Here is an 18,881-nt window from a genome sequence, read left to right on the forward strand (position 1 = left end):
ATGAACCGCCTGACGGTGTTCCTCGTCGTCCTCACCGGCCTGGCCGTGCTGGCGACGGCGTTCGCCGTCGCCCTGGCGCTCGTCCCGTCGATGCTGTCCACCCTGACCTCGACGTCGGTCGCGGTCGTCGGGCACGGCTCGTTCCTGGGTGGGGCTGCGATGCTGGTGGCTTGACCACCGCAGCCCCGCCCCTCGTCGTCGTCGCCCTCCTGGTGGGCGCCGTCCTGCCGTTCGTCCCGTTCCTCGGACGCGTGGCCCGGATCGCCGCCACGATCGTGCACGAGGTCGGCCACGCCGTCGTCGTCGTGCCGTTCGGCGGACGCATCCAGCGCATCGAGCTGCACGCCGACGGTTCCGGCGAGGCCTGGGTGCAGCTCGGTCGCGTGCCCGGCGCGATCCGGTGGGCGGTCCGCATCGCGAACCTGTTCGCTGGCTACAGCGCGCCGCTCTGGGCCGGGCTCCTGCTCGTCACCGGGGTGCTGCACGGGTCACGGTGGCTCCCGGTCGTCCTGCTCGGCGTCGTCGGGCTCGTGGCGCTCGCGTTCGTCCGGAACTGGTTCGGGCTGCTGGTCGTCGTCGGGTTCGACGCGCTGGCGCTGTGGGTGGCGCTCCGACCGTCCGAGGCGACGGTCCTCGTGGTGGCCGGGTTCGGCGCGGCCCTGGTCGTCGACGGGCTCCGGTCGGTGCTGCACGTGGCGCGGTGGCTGCTGACGGGGGCTCGGGTGCAGACCGACTTCCACATCGCGGCCGCGGAGCTGCGCCTGCCGGCCGTGCTGTGGTTCGTGCTGTTCGTCGCCGTGAACGCGCTGGCGGTGTGGCTCGCGCGGGCACCGCTGTCCGCGGTGTGGGAGACCATGGCGGACGGGGTGCCCGCGCTCGTCTGAGCGCTGCACGGGTGTCGGCGCAGCGTCACGCGGGCTTCGGTGCCGTGTCGCGCGGGCTCCGGTGCCGCGTCAGGCGGGCGTCGGCGTAACGCGGCGCCGCAGAACGCGGGTCCCTGTGCCGGGGGTGCGAGAGTACCGCTCATGACCCACGAGCAGCACGGTTTCGCGACCGAACAGGTGCACGGCGGCTTCCTGCCCGACACCGCACACGGCGCCCGGGTGCCCGCGATCCAGATGTCCTCGGGGTTCCTCTTCGACGACTTCGACCAGGCGCGCGACCGCTTCGCCGGCACCGACGACGGCTACACGTACACCCGGCTCGGCAACCCGACCAACGCGGACGTCGAGCGCCGGGTCGCGCTGCTCGAACGCGGCACCGAGGCGATCCTCGTCGGCAGCGGCCAGGCGGCGGTGACGATCGCGTTCCTCGGGCTCCTGCAGGCCGGAGACCACGTCGTCGCGGCACGGAGCATCTACGAGGGCACGAAGGGCCTGCTGCTGCAGAACCTCGGTCGGCTCGGCATCGCGGTGGACTTCGTCGCCGACCAGCGCGACCTCGACGAGTGGGCGCGGCTCGTCCGGCCGGAGACGAAGGCGTTCTTCGCGGAGACGATCCCGAACCCGAAGAACGACGTCCTCGACATCGGCGGTGTCGCGGGCGTCGCGCACCGGGCCGGGGTGCCGCTCGTGGTCGACAACACCCTCGCGACGCCGTACCTCGCCCGTCCGTTCGAACACGGCGCCGACATCGTGGTGCACTCCGCGTCGAAGTTCCTGTCCGGGCACGGTGCGGGGCTCGGCGGCGTGCTCGTCGACGGCGGCACGTTCGACTGGTCCGCCGCGCCGGAGCGCTGGACCCACCTCACCTCCCCGGAGCGTTCGCTCGGCGGGCAGAGCTACGTCGATCGGTACGGCTCGCGAGCGTTCGTGGTCTACACGCGGGACGTCGTCGCCTCGCGGATCGGACCGGCACCGTCGCCGTTCAACGCGTTCCTCATCCGCCAGGGCCTCGAGACGCTGAGCCTGCGCGTCGAGCGCCACGTCGCGAACGCGCTGGCGGTGGCGACGTGGCTGGAGCAGCAGGCGGAGGTGACGAGCGTCGACCACGCGGGGCTCGCCTCCAGTCCGTACCACGACCTCGCGGAACGGTACCTGCCCCGCGGAGCCGGGTCGGTGTTCGCCTTCACGCTCGCCGGCGGTGAAGCCGCCGCGCGGACCGTCGTCGACCACCTCCGCCTGTTCAGCCGGATGACCCACCTCGGCGACGTCCGCTCGCTCGTGTTGCACCCCGCCACCACGACCCACGCCGGCCGGACCGCCGCGGAGCGGGCCGAGCAGGGCATCGACGACGGCCTCCTCCGCCTGTCGGTCGGCATCGAGGACGTCGCGGACCTGGTCGCGGACCTCACGCAGGCGTTCGCCGCGCTGCGCGCCGGGGACGGTCTGGAGGCGCGGCACGCGCCCGCCACGGACGTCGCGGCCGGAGGGGCTTGAGATGGCGGACCTGCAGCACTTCGGGTACTTCTTCTCGCGCGGGTTCGGACCGCAGGCGTGGGGCCGGGCCGACTGGGACTGGGGCCACGACTGGACGAAGCCGGCCCTCTACCAGCAGTCGGTGCGGCTGCTCGAGGACGCCGGCATGGACCTGGTCATCGCGGAGGACGCCGTGTCGCTCGGCAACCCCGCGACGCTCGACCTCCGGATCCGGCAGGCGTACGGGGGCCCGAAGCACGACCCGCTGCTCCTCGCGCCCTACCTCTTCGCCGCGACGTCGCACATCGGCATCGCTCCGACCGTGAACGCGGGGATCACCCCGCCGTACCTCGCCGCCCGGCAGTTCGCCACCCTGGCGCACCTGTCGTCCGAGCGGCTCGGGATAAACGTCGTCACGGACACCGGCAGCGCCCGGCACGTCGGCCGTGAGCCGATCGGCCACGACGCCGCGTACGACCGCGCGGAGGAGTGGATCGGGCTCCTCCGTCGGCTCTGGGGTTCCTGGGGCGACGCGGGGTACGTCGGCGACCGGTCCTCCTGGCACTTCGCGGACGGCGACGCGCTCGACGCCTTCCACCACGAGGGACCGCACTTCACCGTCGACGGCCCGCTCAACGCGCTGCCGCTCGACGCCGACCCGGTGGTGGTCTCCCCCGGCGGCTCCGGCCGCGGACTCGCCTTCGCGGGCACGCACTCCGACGTGCAGCTCGCCCTCGCACCGCTGTCCGCCGCCGCCGTCCGGGACTACCGGGCCCGGGTGCACGCCGCAGCGGCCGAGGCAGGGCGCTCCCCCGCCGACCTCCGCGTGCTGTTCGTGCTCAAGCCCGTGATCGTGTCGTCGTCCGACGAGGCCGACCGTCTCGTCGCGGCGTCCGAGCACCCGTCCGACGCCGACCTGCGCGCCGCCGCGGTCGCATGGTCGAGCGACTCCGAGACCGACCTGCTCGCCCTCGACCTCGACGCGCCGATCCCCGACGGGACCTTCGGCGAGCACGTCTCCGCGGGGACCGTGCGCGGGCTCGTCGGCGACACGCCGGACGCACCGCTGCGCGAGCTCCTCACCCGCAAGGCCCGGCAGGGCCGGATCACGACGCGCTCCGGGTTCGTCGGCACCGCGGACGAGTTCGCCGACTTCATCGAGGAACTCGGCAGCGACGCGGGCAACGACGGGCTGATCTTCTCGGGTGACCTGCACCCCGCGCAGGTGTCCCGGATGTTCGGGGACCTCGTGCCGGTGCTCCGCCGCCGCGGCCTGCTCCGCTCCGGGTACGGGGACGGCGGGCTCCGGACGAACCTGTTCGACTTCTGACGTCACGAGGACGGGCCCCGGGCGACTGCCCGGGGCCCGTCCTCGTGACGCGCCGTGTCCTGTCTGTCTGCCGGGCCGTCGGACCGTCGGACCGTCGGACCGTCGGACCGTCGGACCGTCAGTGTGTGACGGGCTCGACCACGCCGGACTCCTCGGTCTCGCGGACGTCTTCGGCGGTGCGGAGGACCTCCTCGCGCGGGCTCGCCGAGTTCACCGCCCAGTAGTAGACGATCAGCGAGAACACCGCGACGACGACGATGTCGATCCACAGCGGGAACACCGGGTGCGCGAGCGGGCCGAAGTCGCTCAGGAACACGATGAGCCCCATCCCGACCAGGTACGGCAGGAGCCACTGCGCCGCCTTCCAGTCCCAGCGCGGCCGGACGCTCGAGGCCCCTCGGAACACGTTGTTGAGCACGATGACGACGGCGCCGAGGAGGATCGCGACGCCGAGCTTCCAGTCCGTGTCCCACCCGGTCCACAGGATGATGAGGTTCGCGACGATGAAGGCGAGCGGCGAGAGCACCGACGCGATCGGCAGCCGGTACGGTCGCTCCACCTCGGGGATGCGCTTCCGGAAGGCCCCGAGCGCGAGCGGCGCCCCGGCGTACATGAGCACCGACGCGCTCGTGATGAGGCTCACCAGGCCCTGCCAGGACGGGAACGGCGCGAAGCACGCGCAACCTACGACGAACGCCACGATCAGCCCGACCCACGGCACGCCCTGCTTCGTGGTCCACTCGAACGCCTTCGGGAAGTACCCGTTGCGGCTCAGCCCGTAGGAGATGCGGGACGTCGCCGTGACGTAGATGAGTCCGGTGCCGGCCGGCGAGACGATCGCGTCGATGAAGATGACGACCGCGAGCCAGCCGAGCCCGGCGGCCATCGCGAGGTCGGCGAACGGGCCGGTGTACTTCGTGAAGTCGGCGGTCGCCCAGTTGCCCTGGATCGCGTCCGAGCGCAGCACGCCGAGGAACACGACCTGCAGCAGCAGGTAGATCACCAGGCCGATCACCACGGAACCGATGACGGCGCGCGGGATGTCCCGCTTCGGGTTCTTCGCCTCGCCCGCGAGCTGGTCGGCCTGTTCGAACCCGAGGAACGCGAAGATGATGCCAGAGGTCGACACCGCGGCGAGCACGCCCTTGGCGCCTTCGGGCATGAAGCCGTTCGCGGCCGTGAAGTTGTCGCCGTGGAAGCCGCTGAACGCGAGCACGATGATGACGAGGAGCGGGATCGCCACCTTCCACCACGTGGCAGCGGAGTTCGTGTTCGCGAGGATCCGGACACTCAGCAGGTTGATGACCGTGACGACCGCCATGAGCACGATCGCCACGGCGATCCCCGCCCCGGTGAGCAGCTGCTGGGTCTCGCCGGCGACGACGACGGTGTGCAGCCACGGGTGGGCGAACTGCCAGTGCTGTGCGTACTTGATCATCGCTTCGACCTCGATCGGGGCGACCGTGACCGACTGGAGCCACGAGAACCAGCCGAACGAGGCACCGGCGATGCCGCCGAACGCGATGTGCGGGAACCGAGCGGTTCCGCCGGCGATGGGGAACATCCCGCCGAGCTCGGCGTGCACGAGCGCGAGCACGAGGATCGCGACGCCGCCGATCACCCACGAGATGATGGCGGAGGGGCCGGCGGTCTTCAGCGCCTCCTGCGAGCCGAACAGCCAGCCGGAGCCGATGATCGAGCCGGTGGAGGCCCAGATGAGCCCGATGAAGCCGACGTTGCGCTTGAGGCCGGAGTCCGGCAGCGCCTGGGTGCGGGTCGTTGTGTCCACGGTTGCTCCTGTCGATCGTCATGGCCCCGCGGACGGGGGCCACGCACGTCGATGCTGGCACCGGGACAGCACATTCGGTGGATTGTTTTACACGACTGAAACAAATGTGCTGTACAAGGACTCAGGCTACTTCTTCTTCGACTTCTTCTTCTTGTCGTCCTTCTTCTTGTCGTCCTTCTTCTTGTCGTCCTTCTTCTTGTCAGACTTCTTCTTCGCCTTCTTCTTGCCGTCGTCCTGCTGCTTCGACGTGGGCTCCGGCTTCGTCGCAGGCGCGGGTGCCGGCTCGGGCTCGGACTCGGGCTCGGGCTCGGGCTGCACGACGACCGTGCTGCCGGTGTCGCGCAGCACGTCGACCGGCTGTTCCTCGACCACCGTGGCGAGAGCGTCGTCCACCCGCTCGACCACGACCGACGCCCCCTCCTCGGCGAGCCGCAGGAGCGCCTGCGCCGCGCGGAGCCTCGTGCTCGAGCGCCGAGCGAGTGCGTCGGCACGAGCTCCTTCGAGGAACGTCCGCAGCGACCGTTCGACGACCGACCGGCCGCGAGGCGCCGCACGGTCGAGACGGTCGAGCCCGCCGGCGACGTCGTCCGCGACGCGCTCCTCGCGGATCGTCTCGACCAGAGCGGCGACGGCGGCGGCGGCGCGCTCGACGTCGGCGCTGCGCTGGTCGAGCACGACGAGCATCTCGACCGTCGTGCCGTACGTGGCGGTCTCGAGACGCACCGGCTCGGCCCCGCGACCCCGGACCACCAGCCGAGCATCGGGAGTCGGCAGCCAGGCGATCACCGCGGCGACCGTGGCGACGGCACCGACGAGCCGTTCGTACTCCGCGAGCCCCACCCGCTCCTGCTCGTCCAGACGGACTCGGATCGCGATCTCCTGCACCATGCAGCGCACCTCTCGTTCGGGTCGACGCGGGCGGGCCCCGCGTCTGCTCCGGAGCGTAGTCGCGGCGCGGTCGTGGAACAGCGAACGCCCCGGCAACGTCCAGGGACGATGACGGGGCGTTCAGGGCGACTCGGCGTGACAGCGGCTCGACGACCGGCGATGGTGGAGATGGGGGGAATCGAACCCCCGTCCATCGCTGCGGTTCGACGTCTTCTACGGGCGTATCCGGATGATGCGTTCTGCTCGGCCCCGTCCTTTGCTACCGGCTTCTAGGACGACGGGCCCAGTCTCAGTGCAAGTCCCGCACGGCCCTGAGGCGCAACCGTGCAGCAAGTCCTCTGGATGACGCCGGAACTCAGGTCAGAAGACGATCACCTGGCCGACGGACTTCATGTGCTGGGCTGCTTACGCAGCGAGAGCGAAGTCAGTGCGCTTGGAATTGGCACTTGTTGTTTTCCACGGATCGTTCACGAGATGACCGTGGGTCCTCGGCCCGCTTCCCGTCGGCACACAGGCAATGTCGAAACCGATCATCCCCGTACGGGCCGGAAGTGCGAGCCGCTGTCACGCTGTTGAGTTGCCAAGCTCCCGGAGGAACGTCCCCAAGACTAGCGGGGTGTCCTGGGCGATGCCACCAGCGTTCGCTGCAGGCTCACCCGCGGGTCACTCGCCGAGGCGGTTGCGGGAGCGCATGGCGCGTTCCGCCTCGCGCTTGTCGGTCTTCTCCCGCAGCGCCTGACGCTTGTCGAACTCGCGCTTGCCCTTGGCCACCGCGATCTCGACCTTCGCCCGGCCGTCGTGGAAGTAGATCTGGAGCGGGACGAGCGTGTACCCGCCCTGCGCCGTCTTGTGCGAGATCTTCACGATCTGCTGCTTGTGCAGCAGGAGCTTCCGCTTGCGCCGCGGCGCGTGGTTGTTCCACGTGCCCTCGGTGTACTCCGGGATGTGCACGGCGTCGAGCCAGGCCTCTCCCCCGTCGATGAAGGCGTAGCCGTCGACGAGCGACGCGCGGCCTTCGCGGAGGGACTTCACCTCGGTGCCCGAGAGCACCATGCCCGCCTCGTACGTGTCCTCGATGAGGTAGTCGTGGCGCGCACGGCGGTTCGTCGCCACGACCTTCTCGCCGCGTTCCTTCGCCATGACGGCTCCTCTCGCCTGTCCTGCGCCCCGGCCTGGTGCCCAGCGCAGCCTTACAGCCTAGCGGACGTCAGACCTTGAGGTAGCGACGGATGGCGACGAACGCCGAGAACCCGGCGAGCACGACGCCGATCACGATCACCGCGGGCACCACCACGGCCGCGTCACCCATCCCGATGAACGCCGTGCCCGAGAACCGCTGGGCCAGGTAGTTCCGGACGAAGAACCAGACGACGGCCACGATCGCACCACCCGCGAGGACCGCGCCGATGGCCGCAGCGATCACCCCCTCGAGCACGAAGGGTGTCTGGATGAACCGATTCGACGCCCCCACGAGCCGCATGATGCCGAGCTCGCGCCGTCGACTGAACGCCGAGAGGCGGATCGTCGTCGCGATGAGCAGCACCGCCGCGACGAGCATGAGCGAGGCGATGCCGATGGCGGTGTACGACGACGCGTTGAGCAGGTTGAAGATCGGCTGGAGGTAGCCGCGCTGGTCGACGACGCTCTGCACGCCGGCGACCTTCGACAGGCTCTCGACGAGGACGTCGGCCTGCGACGGGTTCTTCAGGTTCACCCAGAAGGTCTCGTTCAGGTACTCGGGCTTGACGAACTCGGTCGCCGGCGAGTCCTTGAACTGCTGCTTGAACCGGTCGTACGCCTGGTCCTGGTCCTCGTAGTACGTCTTCTCGATGTACGGCTTGAGGGTCGAGGACTGCAGCTGCTCCTGGACCTGCTTGCGCTGGTCCTCGGTGGCCTTCGCCCCCGTGCAGTTGCCGGTCGTGTCGGTGTCGGTGCAGAGGTAGACGGCCACCTGGGCCCGGTCGTACCAGTAGCCCTTCATCTGGTTGATCTGCATCTGGAGCAGGATCGCGGTGCCGACGAAGGTCAGGGAGATGAACGTCACCAGGACGACCGAGACCACCATCGACGCGTTGCGCCGCAGGCCCGAGCCGACCTCGGACATGACGAGCCCGAGCCTCATCGGATGATCCCCGGGATGGTCTGGATGCCCGTGGTGGTCGAGACGGCCTCACGCTGGATCGGGACCGCCTGGGTCTGGTACCCACCGGACTGCTCGTCCCGCAGGATCGTGCCGTTCGAGAGCTCGATGACGCGACGCTGCATCTGGTTGACGATGCTGGCGTCGTGGGTCGCCATGAGCACGGTGGTGCCTCCCTGGTTGATGCGCTCGAGGAGCGCCATGATGCCCGCGGAGGTCGTCGGGTCGAGGTTGCCGGTGGGCTCGTCGGCGAGCAGGATCGCCGGCTTGTTGACGACCGCACGCGCGATCGCGACACGCTGCTGCTCACCACCGGAGAGCTCGTGCGGCATGCGCGTGGCCTTGCCCGCGAGGCCGACGAGCTTGAGGACGTCCGTCACGGCCTCGCTGATGAAGCCCTTGCTCTTGCCGATCACCTGCAGCGAGAACGCGACGTTGTCGAAGACCGTCTTGTTCGGCAGGAGGCGGAAGTCCTGGAAGACGACGCCGAGGTTGCGGCGGAAGTACGGGACCTTCCGCGAGGACAGGGCACCGAGCCGCTGGCCGAGGACGTGGATCTGCCCGCGGGAGGGCTTCTCCTCCTTGAGCACGAGGCGCAGGAAGCTGGACTTGCCGGAACCGGAGGCGCCGACGAGGAAGACGAACTCGCCCTTCAGGATCTCGAGGGAGATCGCGTCGAGCGCGGGACTCGGGTTGCCCGAGTACACCTTGGTGACCTGGTCGAATTTGATCATGACCGGATCAGGGTAGGTCGAGCGGGCCGGAAGTCAACCGAGGCGCGCGGCTCAGGAGTCGTCGCCCTGCTTGCGCCACCGGATGCCGGCGTTGATGAAGCCGTCCAGGTCACCGTCGAACACGGCTGAGGGGTTGTTCACCTCGTGCTCGCTCCGGAGGTCCTTCACCATCTGGTACGGCGCGAGGACGTAGGAGCGGATCTGGTCGCCCCAGCTCGCCGTGATGTTGCCGGCGAGCTCCTTCTTCTTCGCGTTCTCCTCCTCCTTCTTCAGGAGCAGCAGGCGCGACTGCAGCACGCGCATCGCGGCCGCACGGTTCTGGATCTGCGACTTCTCGTTCTGCATCGAGACGACCGTGCCCGTGGGGATGTGGGTCAGTCGGACGGCCGAGTCGGTGGTGTTGACCGACTGACCACCGGGGCCGGACGACCGGAACACGTCGACGCGGATGTCGTTCTCGGGGATGTCGATGACCGCGGTCTCCGGCATGAGCGGGATGACCTCGACCGCAGCGAAGGACGTCTGGCGCTTGCCCGCAGCGCCGAACGGCGACATCCGGACGAGCCGGTGCGTGCCGGCCTCGACCGACAGGGTGCCGAAGGCGTAGGGCGCGTCGACCTCGAACGTCGCCGACTTGATGCCGGCTTCCTCCGCGTAGGAGGTGTCCATGACCGTGGTCTTGAAGCCGTGCTGCTCGGCGTAGCGGAGGTACATCCGGAGGAGCATCTCGGCGAAGTCCGCGGCGTCGACGCCACCGGCACCGGCGCGGATCGTGATGACGGCCGGGCGTTCGTCGTACTCGCCGTCGAGGAGCGTCTGCACCTCGAGGTCGCTCATCGTCTTCTGGATCGTCTTGAGCTCGGCGGCCGCCTCGTCGGCGGACTCCTGGTCGTCCGCCTCGTTCGCCATCTCGACCAGGACCTCGAGGTCGTCGATGCGCCGCTCGGTGTCGGTGATCTTGCGCAGTGCCGCCTGCCGGTGCGAGAGCGCGCTCGTGACCTGCTGCGCGTGCTCGACGTCGTCCCAGAGGTCCTGCGCACCCGCCTGCTCGCTGAGTTCGGCGATCTCCCGCTGCAGGCGGTCGACGTCGACCACCGAGCGGATGTTGCCGAAGGTCTCGCGGAGGGCGGAGATCTGCTCGGTGAAGTCCAGTTCGACCATGGTCCCCGAGTCTACCGACCGAGCAGCGGCTCCCGTGACGCCATCCCCGCGGCTCCGGCCCGAGCGACCGCGTCCGGCAGCGCCGCGAGGAAGGCGTCGACGTCGGCGTCGGTCGTCGACCGGCCGAGCGTGATGCGCAGCGCCCCGCGGGCGTCCTGCTCCGACAGGCCCATCGCGAGGAGCACGTGCGACGCCTCGGGCACACCGGCCTGGCACGCCGAGCCCGTGGAGACCGCCACCCCGGCGGCGTCGAGCAGGAAGAGCAGCGAGTCACCCTCGCACCCGGGGAACGTGAAGTGCGCGTTGCCGGGCAGCCGGTCGACGGGATCGCCCATCAGCTGCGCGGACGGCACGACCCGTCGCACGCCCGCGACGAGCCGGTCACGCAGGAGCGAGTGGTCGTGCAGCCCCGCTGCGGCCGCGACCCCGAAGGCGGCCGCAGCCGGGGCGTCCTGCGTGCCGCTCCGCACCTGCCGCTGCTGCCCGCCGCCGTGGATGAGCGGCTCGACCGTCGCCCGCCGTCCGAGCACGAGCGCCCCGATGCCGACCGGCCCGCCGATCTTGTGCGCCGACACGCTCAGCGCGTCGAGGCCGGACGCGCGGAACGAGACCGGGACCTGCCCGTACGCGGCGACGGCGTCGCTGTGCACGGGCACGCCGGCGGCGTGCGCGAGCTCGACGATCCGGGTGACCGGCTGCACGGTGCCGACCTCGTTGTTCGCCCACAGGAACGTGACCAGGGCGACGTCCGTCGGGTCGGCGAGTCGCGCCTCCAGACCGGCGAGGTCGACGCGACCCTGCGCGTCCAGCGGGACCACGTCGACGACCGCGCCCTCGTGGCGCTCGAGCCACTCGACGGTGTCGACCGTCGCGTGGTGCTCGCCCGCGGGGACCACGATGCGCGGCCGCGGCCGGTCCTGCTGCCGGGCCCAGAACAGCCCCTTGACCGCCAGGTTGATGCTCTCGGTGCCGCCGGAGGTGAAGACGACCTCGACTGGCTCGGCGTCGAGCGACGCGGCGACGGCGGCGCGGCCGTCCTCGAGCAGCATCTTGGCGCGCTGGCCGGCACTGTGGATCGACGAGGGGTTGCCGACGGTGCCGAGTGCCGCGGTGTACGCGGCGAGCGCCTCCGGCAGCATCGGCGTGGTCGCGGCGTGGTCGAGGTAGACCGGCATGGCTGCACCCCCTGTTCGAGCGTTTTCAGGATACCCGCCGGTCCTCGTACCCTGGTCTGCATGCAGGAGACCGCGATCGAGGAGACGCCCGGGTTCCGTCTCGGGGACGGCGACCCGCGGTTCTCGGCCAGGACGGCCTCCGCGACGAGCGTCGTGCTCGTCGTCGAGCGACCGGGTGAGGCGCCGCGGCGCTTCCCGTTGGAGCAGGTCACGGGGACCGACCGCTGGGTCGTGACGACCCCGGGTGTCGCCGTCGGCGACCGGTACCACCTGCTCGTCGACGGGCCGACGGGGCCGCGGCACGAGTTCGACGCGGCCCGGGCGCTGCTCGACCCCTACGCGCGCGGCATCGTCGCGCCGGACGCGCCGGTCGCACCCACCGCGCCGCGGTGGACCGCCGAGGTCGTCGACGACGCCTTCGACTGGGGCGGCGTCGGCAAGCCCGTCGTCCCCCTCGACCGCGCCGTCGTCTACGAGGCCAACGTCCGCACCCTGACCCAGGCGAACCCGCACGTCCCCGAGCACCTGCGCGGCACGTACGCGGGCGTCGCCCATCCGAGCACGATCGCGCACCTGCACCGGATCGGCGTCACGACGCTCGAGCTCCTGCCCGTGCACGCGTTCGACACCGAGGCGTGGCTGCGCGAGGCCGGACGCGAGAACGCGTGGGGGTACAACACGCTCGGGTTCTTCGCCCCGCACGCCGGCTACGCCTCGGCGGACGCCCGGGCCGCCGGAGCCTCCGGGGTGCTGCGGGAGTTCAAGGGGATGGTGCGGCTGCTGCACGAGGCCGGCATCCAGGTGCTGCTCGACGTCGTCTACAACCACACCGCCGAGGAGGGCCTCGGCGGCCCGACCTCGTCACTGCGCGGCCTCGACGGTGCGAACCGGTACCGCTGGACGACCGACGACACGGCGTACTACGACACGACCGGGTGCGGGAACACGCTCGACACCTCCGTGGAGGCGACCGCCGACCTCGTCGTCGACAGCCTCCGGTACTGGGCACGCCAGGTGCAGGTCGACGGCTTCCGGTTCGACCTGATGGCCGCGCTCGCCCGCGACGCGCAGCACGCCTTCGACCCGGCGCACCCGCTGCTCGACCGGATCCGCAACCACCCGGACCTGCAGGACGTCCTCGTCGTCGCCGAGCCGTGGGACGTCGGACCGGACGGGTGGAAGACCGGCTCCTTCGGCGCCCGGACGAGCGAGTGGAACGACGGCTTCCGGAACACGGTGCGGCAGTTCTGGCTGGCCGACATCGCCGACGAGCGACGCAACGGTGCCCCCGCGACCGGCATCGGCGGACTGGCCGAAGCCTTGACCGGGTCGCGGAGCGTGTTCGGCGCGGACCGTGGTCCCCTCGCCGGCGTGAACTTCGTCACCGCGCACGACGGCTTCACGCTCCTCGACCTGGTCTCCCACGACACGAAGCACAACGAGGCCAACGGCGAGGACAACCGCGACGGCTCGAACGACAACCGCTCGTTCAACCACGGCGTCGAGGGCGACACCGCCGACCGCGGGGTCCGTGCCGCCCGCGGCCGGTCGATGCGGAACCTCGTCGGGACGCTCATGCTCTCGGCGGGTGTGCCGATGCTCACCGCGGGCGACGAACGCAGCCGCACGCAGCACGGCAACAACAACGCCTACGTGGTGTCCGAGGACCTCACGCCGGTGGACTGGTCCGACGACGAGGACGCCGAGGCCATGACGAACGCCGTCGCTGCCCTCGCCCGGCTGCGCGCCGCGCACCCCGCGCTCCGGCCGACGCGTTTCGGCGTGGAGGGGACGGAAACGCCCGGAGCGTCGCGGATGTCCTGGTACGGGCCGGACGGGCAGCCGATGACGGCCGAGGGCTGGGACCAGCCGATCCACCGCGCGCTGCAGTACTTCGTCGAGTCCACGCCGGAGCACGAGCCGTTCGACCGTGTGCTCGTCGTGGTGCACGGCAGCGGGCGCACGCGCGACCTCACCCTGCCGGTGCGCCAGGACGTGCTCGGCTACCGCCTCGCGTGGTCGAGCGAGAAGCACCGGGACCACGAGCGGCTCCGCGCGGCCGGGCAGGTCTTCACCGCCTACGGCCCGGGCATCCACGTGTTCGAGGTCGCGTAGGGCGCACCGCCGCGCCGGGCGCTGGGCGCTGGGCGCTGGGCGCTGGGCGCTGGGCGCTGGGCGCTGGGCGCCGGGCGCTTTCGGGCGTGCCTGGTGCTTCCGGGCGTCCCTGGCGGTTCCTTCCGACCAGCTCCGCCCGGTCTCGCCTCCCATCGCGGCCGAGATGGAGAGGAACGTGCGCGACCATGCCGGGTGCGGCCCGGCCACGGGGCGGACGGGAGGCGCGGGGCGGCACCGCCACGCGCCTCCCGTCCGGCCCTCCACAGGTCCCGACAGGCCGTGGCGGGTCCACAGGACACGCCAACCGGAGAACGTCCGGGCGCTCGCCGGGTAGCGTCGGCTCCGTGGCCACTGCAGACCGACCTCGCCGACCCAAGATCGGGCGCATCCCGATCACCCAGCTCGCTCCGTCGACCCCGAACGGGTTCCCGGGCAAGGCCTTCGACGGCGAGGTGATCACGTTCGGCGCCACCGTCTTCCGCGAAGGGCACGGCGTGATCGGCGCCGACCTGGTGCTCGAGCGGCCGGACGGCGGCAGCCGCACCGTGCCGATGCTCCTCGCCGCACCGGGCACCGACCGGTACGAAGCGACCCTCCAGGTCGACCACGTCGGCGTCTGGACGTGGCACGTCGAGTCGTACGCCGACGACTGGGCCACCTGGATCCACGCGGCGCGACTCAAGATCGCGGCGGGCGTCGACACCGAGGCGACGCTCCTCGACGGCGCGCTGCTGCTCGACCGGCTCGCCACCGAGACCGACTCGCCCGCGGCCACCCGTGCCGCGGAGCGTGTCCGCGACACCGACCTCGACCCGGCGGAGCGCCTCGCGGCCGTCGACGACCCGCGCGTCCAGGCCGAGCTCGAGGAGGCCCCGCTCACCTCCCTCCGCACGCACTCCCCCACGCAGCTGCTCGACGTCGAGCGCACCCGTGCCGGCGTCGGCGCCTGGTACGAGTTCTTCCCCCGCAGCGAGGGTGCCAAGAAGAACCCCGACGGGTCGTGGAAGAGCGGCGACTTCCGCACCGCGGCGCGCCGACTGCCCGGTGTCGCCCGCATGGGCTTCGACGTCGTCTACCTCCCGCCGATCCACCCGATCGGCACCACCGCCCGCAAGGGCCCGAACAACACGCTGACCCCCGGGCCGTACGACCCGGGCAGCCCCTGGGCGATCGGATCGCCCGAGGGTGGTCACGACGCCATCCACCCGGACCTCGGCACCGAGGACGACTTCCGCGACTTCGTCGAGACGGCGAAGAACACCGGGATGGAGGTCGCGCTCGACTTCGCGCTGCAGTGCTCCCCCGACCACCCCTGGGTCGAGCAGCACCCGGAGTGGTTCACGGTCCGCGCGGACGGCTCGATCGCGACCGCCGAGAACCCGCCGAAGCGCTACCAGGACATCTACCCCATCCAGTTCGACTCCGACCCCGAGGGCATCGTCGCGGAGGTCCTCCGCGTGCTGCGCCACTGGATCGCGTTCGGCATCCGGATCTTCCGCGTCGACAACCCGCACACGAAGCCGCTCTGGTTCTGGGAGCGCGTCATCCGCGAGGTCCGTGACGAGCACCCGGACACGGTGTTCCTCGCCGAGGCCTTCACCCGTCCGGCGATGATGCGCGCCCTGGCCGAGGCCGGGTTCCAGCAGTCGTACTCGTACTTCACCTGGCGGAACACGAAGGAGGAGATCGAGGAGTACTTCACCGAGCTCTCCCACGAGACGAGCGACTACCTGCGCCCGAACCTCTTCGTGAACACGCCGGACATCCTCACCGAGTACCTGCAGTTCGGCGGCCGAGCCGGGTACAAGGTCCGAGCCGCCCTGGCCGCCACGGGTGCGCCGACGTGGGGGATGTACTCCGGCTACGAGCTCTTCGAGGACGTCGCCCGCCCGGGGTCCGAGGAGAACATCGACAACGAGAAGTACGAGTACAAGCCGCGCGACTTCGCCCTCGCCGAGGCCGAGGGAGCGTCGCTCGCCCCGTACGTGACGATGCTCAACCGGTTCCGCCAGGCGCACCCCGCGCTCCGGCAGCTCCGGAACCTGCACGTGCACCACGCCGAGGACCCGTCGATCGTCGTGTACTCGAAGCACCTGTCCGGCCGGTTCATCCGGTCCGGGCGCGACGACACCGTGATCGTCGTCGCCAACGTCGACCCGCACTCTGCCCGTGAGACCACCGTGCACCTCGACCTCGCCGCCCTGGGCCTGCCGACCGACCAGCCCTTCGACGTCCGCGACGTCGTGACCGGGCAGCGCTGGGTCTGGGGGTCGTCGAACTACGTCCGCCTGGATGCCTTCCAGGAACCCGTACACCTGCTCGTCGTGGAGGGACCGCACCGATGACCGACACCCGACCCGAGGACGACGGCCAGCAGCCGGACACCGAGCGTTCCGCCGAGACCCGACGCCCCCGTGGCGCGGGTCCCGCCGTGCCGCCCGTCCCGCCTCCGCCGCCGCCCGTCCTGCCCCGCCGGATGCCCGCGGACACGCCCCGACCGACCTTCCCGGCGCAGCACGTCGCACCGGGTGCGGACACCGGTGCCCCCGCGGCACCGGCCGCGGCGCCGCGCTACGAGCCGAACGTGTCCGCGCCCGGCGAGGACCTCCCCGGTGCCCCGCCGGCGAAGCGCGAGTCGCCCGACCGCGACGTGCCGGAGTCGGCGACGCTCGCCGGACACGCCGCGGGCGCCGAGCACCCGCGGCACGTCGCCGCCGAGGCCGCTCCCGGACGCACCGCTCCCGAGCGCCCCGCGGCCGACACCACCCCGTCCACCGCCGACGCCACCACGGCGGACGCCGCGTCCGCACCCGACGCCGGTCCCGGCGACGGCGCAGACGCCCCCACCAGCGAAGGCGGGTCCCCCATGGCCGCAGCAGCACCGACGGAGCCGGCCCGCGCCTCCGCCGCGACGACCGCGACGACCGCCGACGCCGACCCGCGTCCGGTGCCCCTCGAGGAGTGGCTCCGGCAGCAGGTCGCCGAGGCCCGCTGGTCGCAGCCGCACGACGTCCTCGGCCCGCACCCGGTCACCGGCGGTACGAGCATCCGCGTCGTCCGTCACCTCGCGACCGCGGTGCGGATCGTCCGCCCGGACGGCGACGACGTCGAGCTGACGCACGAAGGCGACGGTCTCTGGGCCGGTGCCACCCGCGGCGAGCTCGGCCGGTACCGCGTCGAGGCCGACTACGACCCGGACCCGTCGACCGACACCGACGACACCACCTGGACGACCGACGACGCCTACCGCTTCGCGCCCACGATCGGCGAGCTCGACCTGCACCTCTTCGGCGAGGGCCGCGACGAGCAGCTGTGGCACCACCTCGGCGCACGCCTCCGCACCGTCGACAGCGTCGACGGCGTTGCCTTCACGGTCTGGGCGCCGCGAGCGACCGCCGTCCGCGTGATCGGCGACTTCGAGGGCTGGGAGGGCCGCACCACCGCGATGCGCCGCCTGAACGACCTCGGCGTCTGGGAGCTGTTCTGGCCCGGCGCGCTCGTCGGCCAGCGCTACAAGTTCCAGCTCCTGACCGACTCCGGCTGGGTGGAGCGCGCCGACCCGTTCGCGCGCCGCACCGAGGTGCCGCCGCTGACCGCCTCGGTCATCGACGACGTGCACCACGAGTGGTCCGAGGGCGACGCAGCGTGGATGGAACGCCGTGCGCAGACCACCACGCACGACCAGCCGATGAGCGTCTACGAGGTGCACCTCGGCTCGTGGCGTCCCGGGCTCTCCTACCGTGAGGCCGCCGACCAGCTCATCGGTCACGTGCAGTACCTCGGCTTCACCCACGTGGAGTTCCTGCCGCTCGCCGAGCACCCGTTCGGCGGCTCGTGGGGCTACCAGGTCACCGGGTACTACGCACCGACGGCCCGGTTCGGCTCGCCGGACGACCTGCGGTACCTGATCGACCGCCTGCACTCCGCGGGCATCGGCGTGATCATGGACTGGGTGCCCGGGCACTTCCCGAAGGACGAGTGGGCACTCGCCAAGTTCGACGGCTACGCCCTCTTCGAGCACCCGGACCCCCGTCGCGGCGAGCAGCTCGACTGGGGCACCTACGTGTTCGACTTCGGGCAGCCGCAGGTGCGCAACTTCCTCGTCGCGAACGCGCTGTACTGGCTCGAGGAGTTCCACATCGACGGCCTCCGGGTCGACGCCGTGGCCTCGATGCTGTACCTCGACTACTCCCGCACCGAGTGGCTGCCGAACGTGCACGGCGGGCGCGAGAACCTCGAGGCGATCTCGCTCCTGCAGGAGACCAACGCCACGGCGTACAAGCGCTACCCCGGCATCGTCATGATCGCCGAGGAGAGCACCTCGTGGCCCGGCGTCACCCAGCCGACGAGCGCCGGCGGCCTCGGGTTCGGGCAGAAGTGGAACATGGGCTGGATGCACGACACGCTCCAGTACATCGAGCGTGACCCCGCGTACCGCAGCTACCACCACGACGAGATCACGTTCTCGTTCGTGTACGCGTTCAGCGAGCAGTTCACCCTGCCGATCAGCCACGACGAGGTCGTGCACGGCAAGGGCTCCCTGTACGGCAAGATGCCCGGCGACGAGTGGCAGAAGCTCGCGAACGTGCGCGCCTACCTGGCGTTCATGTGGGCGCACCCCGGCAAGCAGCTGCTCTTCATGGGCCAGGAGTTCGCGCAGCCCTCGGAGTGGAGCGAGGCCCGCGGGCTCGACTGGTGGCTCCTCGACGACCCGGGCCACCGGGGCGTGCAGGACCTCGTCGCGGAGCTGAACCGTGTCTACCGCGACTCCCCGGCGCTGTGGACGCACGACGCCAGCGCGGAGGGCTTCGAGTGGATCGAGGGCGGCGACGCCCCGCACTCCACGCTCGGCTTCCTCCGGAAGGACGGCGACGACCGCATCGCGGTGTTCACGAACTTCTCGGGCGTTCCGGTCGAGCGGCGCTTCGGCCTGCCGGCGGCGGGCACGTGGCACGAGGTGCTGAACACCGATGCCGTGCAGTACGGCGGGTCGGGTGTCGGCAACCTCGGTGCCGTGACGGCGGAGGAGACGCCGTGGGCGGGACGCCCGGCGTCCGCGCACTTCGTGGTGCCGCCGCTCGGCGCGGTCTGGCTGCGGCTGGAGGGCTGACCCGCCCCACGACGGACGGGAGGCGCGGTGCCGGCTGGCACCGCGCCTCCCGTCCGTTCGGGGTCAGGTCCACGCTTCGACG

General features: G+C 71.3%; 14 protein-coding genes and 1 other RNA gene. 7 read left to right on the forward strand and 8 right to left on the reverse strand.

All coding sequences use genetic code 11. From position 1 onward, the window contains the following. The 4 genes from ACY3FI_RS09560 to ACY3FI_RS09575 all read left to right on the forward strand — a co-directional run bounded on the left by ACY3FI_RS09560 (nucleotide 1) and on the right by ACY3FI_RS09575 (nucleotide 3,687). Nucleotides 1-174, forward strand: a complete 174-nt coding sequence (locus ACY3FI_RS09560; RefSeq protein ID WP_462547293.1) for a hypothetical protein — start codon at nucleotides 1-3, stop codon at nucleotides 172-174. Beyond that, complete coding sequence (locus ACY3FI_RS09565) at nucleotides 171-884, forward strand: M50 family metallopeptidase (RefSeq protein ID WP_462547294.1); 714 nt, start codon at nucleotides 171-173, stop codon at nucleotides 882-884. Before ACY3FI_RS09560 ends, ACY3FI_RS09565 begins: the two co-directional genes overlap by 4 nt. Nucleotides 885-1,025: 141 nt before the next feature. Next, nucleotides 1,026-2,378 (forward strand): O-acetylhomoserine aminocarboxypropyltransferase/cysteine synthase family protein, encoded by a 1,353-nt coding sequence (locus tag ACY3FI_RS09570; RefSeq protein ID WP_462547295.1) that lies wholly within the window; start codon nucleotides 1,026-1,028, stop codon nucleotides 2,376-2,378. 1 nt (nucleotide 2,379) lies between these two features. Further along, nucleotides 2,380-3,687 (forward strand): LLM class flavin-dependent oxidoreductase, encoded by a 1,308-nt coding sequence (locus tag ACY3FI_RS09575; protein ID WP_462547297.1) that lies wholly within the window; start codon nucleotides 2,380-2,382, stop codon nucleotides 3,685-3,687. A gap of 118 nt (nucleotides 3,688-3,805) precedes the next feature. On the opposite strand, the gene ACY3FI_RS09580 is transcribed toward ACY3FI_RS09575, so the two are convergent. The 8 genes from ACY3FI_RS09580 to ACY3FI_RS09615 all read right to left on the reverse strand — a co-directional run bounded on the left by ACY3FI_RS09580 (nucleotide 3,806) and on the right by ACY3FI_RS09615 (nucleotide 11,574). Beyond that, nucleotides 3,806-5,476 (reverse strand): APC family permease, encoded by a 1,671-nt coding sequence (locus ACY3FI_RS09580; RefSeq protein WP_462547298.1) that lies wholly within the window; start codon nucleotides 5,474-5,476, stop codon nucleotides 3,806-3,808. Between the two features lie 126 nt (nucleotides 5,477-5,602). After that, on the reverse strand, nucleotides 5,603-6,364 hold the full coding sequence (locus tag ACY3FI_RS09585) for a hypothetical protein (protein WP_462547299.1): 762 nt from the start codon (nucleotides 6,362-6,364) through the stop codon (nucleotides 5,603-5,605). Nucleotides 6,365-6,524: 160 nt separating this feature from the next. Then, nucleotides 6,525-6,902: a transfer-messenger RNA gene (gene ssrA, locus ACY3FI_RS09590) on the reverse strand. A 125-nt stretch (nucleotides 6,903-7,027) separates the two neighbouring features. Beyond that, nucleotides 7,028-7,504: an SsrA-binding protein SmpB gene (smpB, locus tag ACY3FI_RS09595; RefSeq protein ID WP_462547300.1), complete on the reverse strand. Its 477-nt coding sequence runs from the start codon at nucleotides 7,502-7,504 to the stop codon at nucleotides 7,028-7,030. 67 nt (nucleotides 7,505-7,571) lie between these two features. Continuing rightward, nucleotides 7,572-8,486, reverse strand: a complete 915-nt coding sequence (gene ftsX, locus ACY3FI_RS09600; protein WP_462547302.1) for a permease-like cell division protein FtsX — start codon at nucleotides 8,484-8,486, stop codon at nucleotides 7,572-7,574. After that, entirely contained in the window at nucleotides 8,483-9,238 is a 756-nt protein-coding gene (gene ftsE, locus ACY3FI_RS09605) for a cell division ATP-binding protein FtsE (RefSeq protein WP_462547303.1), read from the reverse strand. The genes ftsX and ftsE overlap by 4 nt, the downstream gene beginning before the upstream one ends. Before the next feature lie 51 nt (nucleotides 9,239-9,289). Continuing rightward, nucleotides 9,290-10,399 carry a peptide chain release factor 2 gene (gene prfB / locus ACY3FI_RS09610; RefSeq protein ID WP_462547304.1) on the reverse strand — a complete coding sequence of 370 codons (1,110 nt, stop codon included), beginning with the start codon at nucleotides 10,397-10,399 and terminating at the stop codon, nucleotides 9,290-9,292. An 11-nt stretch (nucleotides 10,400-10,410) separates the two neighbouring features. Further along, nucleotides 10,411-11,574: a cysteine desulfurase family protein gene (locus ACY3FI_RS09615; protein ID WP_462547305.1), complete on the reverse strand. Its 1,164-nt coding sequence runs from the start codon at nucleotides 11,572-11,574 to the stop codon at nucleotides 10,411-10,413. A 60-nt stretch (nucleotides 11,575-11,634) separates the two neighbouring features. On the opposite strand from ACY3FI_RS09615, the gene ACY3FI_RS09620 reads away from it, so the two are divergent. The 3 genes from ACY3FI_RS09620 (at nucleotide 11,635) to glgB (ending at nucleotide 18,799) form a co-directional block, all read left to right on the forward strand. Beyond that, nucleotides 11,635-13,689 (forward strand): glycogen debranching protein, encoded by a 2,055-nt coding sequence (locus ACY3FI_RS09620; protein ID WP_462547306.1) that lies wholly within the window; start codon nucleotides 11,635-11,637, stop codon nucleotides 13,687-13,689. 344 nt (nucleotides 13,690-14,033) lie between these two features. Continuing rightward, a complete protein-coding gene (locus ACY3FI_RS09625) occupies nucleotides 14,034-16,034 on the forward strand; it encodes a maltotransferase domain-containing protein (protein WP_462547307.1) in 2,001 nt (666 codons plus the stop codon). Beyond that, complete coding sequence (gene glgB, locus ACY3FI_RS09630) at nucleotides 16,031-18,799, forward strand: 1,4-alpha-glucan branching protein GlgB (protein ID WP_462547308.1); 2,769 nt, start codon at nucleotides 16,031-16,033, stop codon at nucleotides 18,797-18,799. Before ACY3FI_RS09625 ends, glgB begins: the two co-directional genes overlap by 4 nt. The last annotated feature ends 82 nt before the right edge of the window (nucleotides 18,800-18,881 follow it).

The organism is Curtobacterium sp. RM9 (assembly GCF_054956955.1).

Excerpts from the sequence above, each read along its gene's own strand:
- ACY3FI_RS09560 (WP_462547293.1), top strand. The coding sequence starts at position 1 with ATGAACCGCCTGACGGTGTTCCTCGTCGTCCTCACCGGCCTGGCCGTG.
- ACY3FI_RS09570 (WP_462547295.1), top strand. The coding sequence starts at position 1,026 with ATGACCCACGAGCAGCACGGTTTCGCGACCGAACAGGTGCACGGCGGC.
- ACY3FI_RS09575 (WP_462547297.1), top strand. The coding sequence starts at position 2,380 with ATGGCGGACCTGCAGCACTTCGGGTACTTCTTCTCGCGCGGGTTCGGA.
- ACY3FI_RS09585 (WP_462547299.1), bottom strand. The coding sequence starts at position 6,364 with ATGGTGCAGGAGATCGCGATCCGAGTCCGTCTGGACGAGCAGGAGCGG.
- smpB (WP_462547300.1), bottom strand. The coding sequence starts at position 7,504 with ATGGCGAAGGAACGCGGCGAGAAGGTCGTGGCGACGAACCGCCGTGCG.
- ftsX (WP_462547302.1), bottom strand. The coding sequence starts at position 8,486 with ATGAGGCTCGGGCTCGTCATGTCCGAGGTCGGCTCGGGCCTGCGGCGC.
- ftsE (WP_462547303.1), bottom strand. The coding sequence starts at position 9,238 with ATGATCAAATTCGACCAGGTCACCAAGGTGTACTCGGGCAACCCGAGT.
- prfB (WP_462547304.1), bottom strand. The coding sequence starts at position 10,399 with ATGGTCGAACTGGACTTCACCGAGCAGATCTCCGCCCTCCGCGAGACC.
- ACY3FI_RS09615 (WP_462547305.1), bottom strand. The coding sequence starts at position 11,574 with ATGCCGGTCTACCTCGACCACGCCGCGACCACGCCGATGCTGCCGGAG.
- ACY3FI_RS09620 (WP_462547306.1), top strand. The coding sequence starts at position 11,635 with ATGCAGGAGACCGCGATCGAGGAGACGCCCGGGTTCCGTCTCGGGGAC.
- glgB (WP_462547308.1), top strand. The coding sequence starts at position 16,031 with ATGACCGACACCCGACCCGAGGACGACGGCCAGCAGCCGGACACCGAG.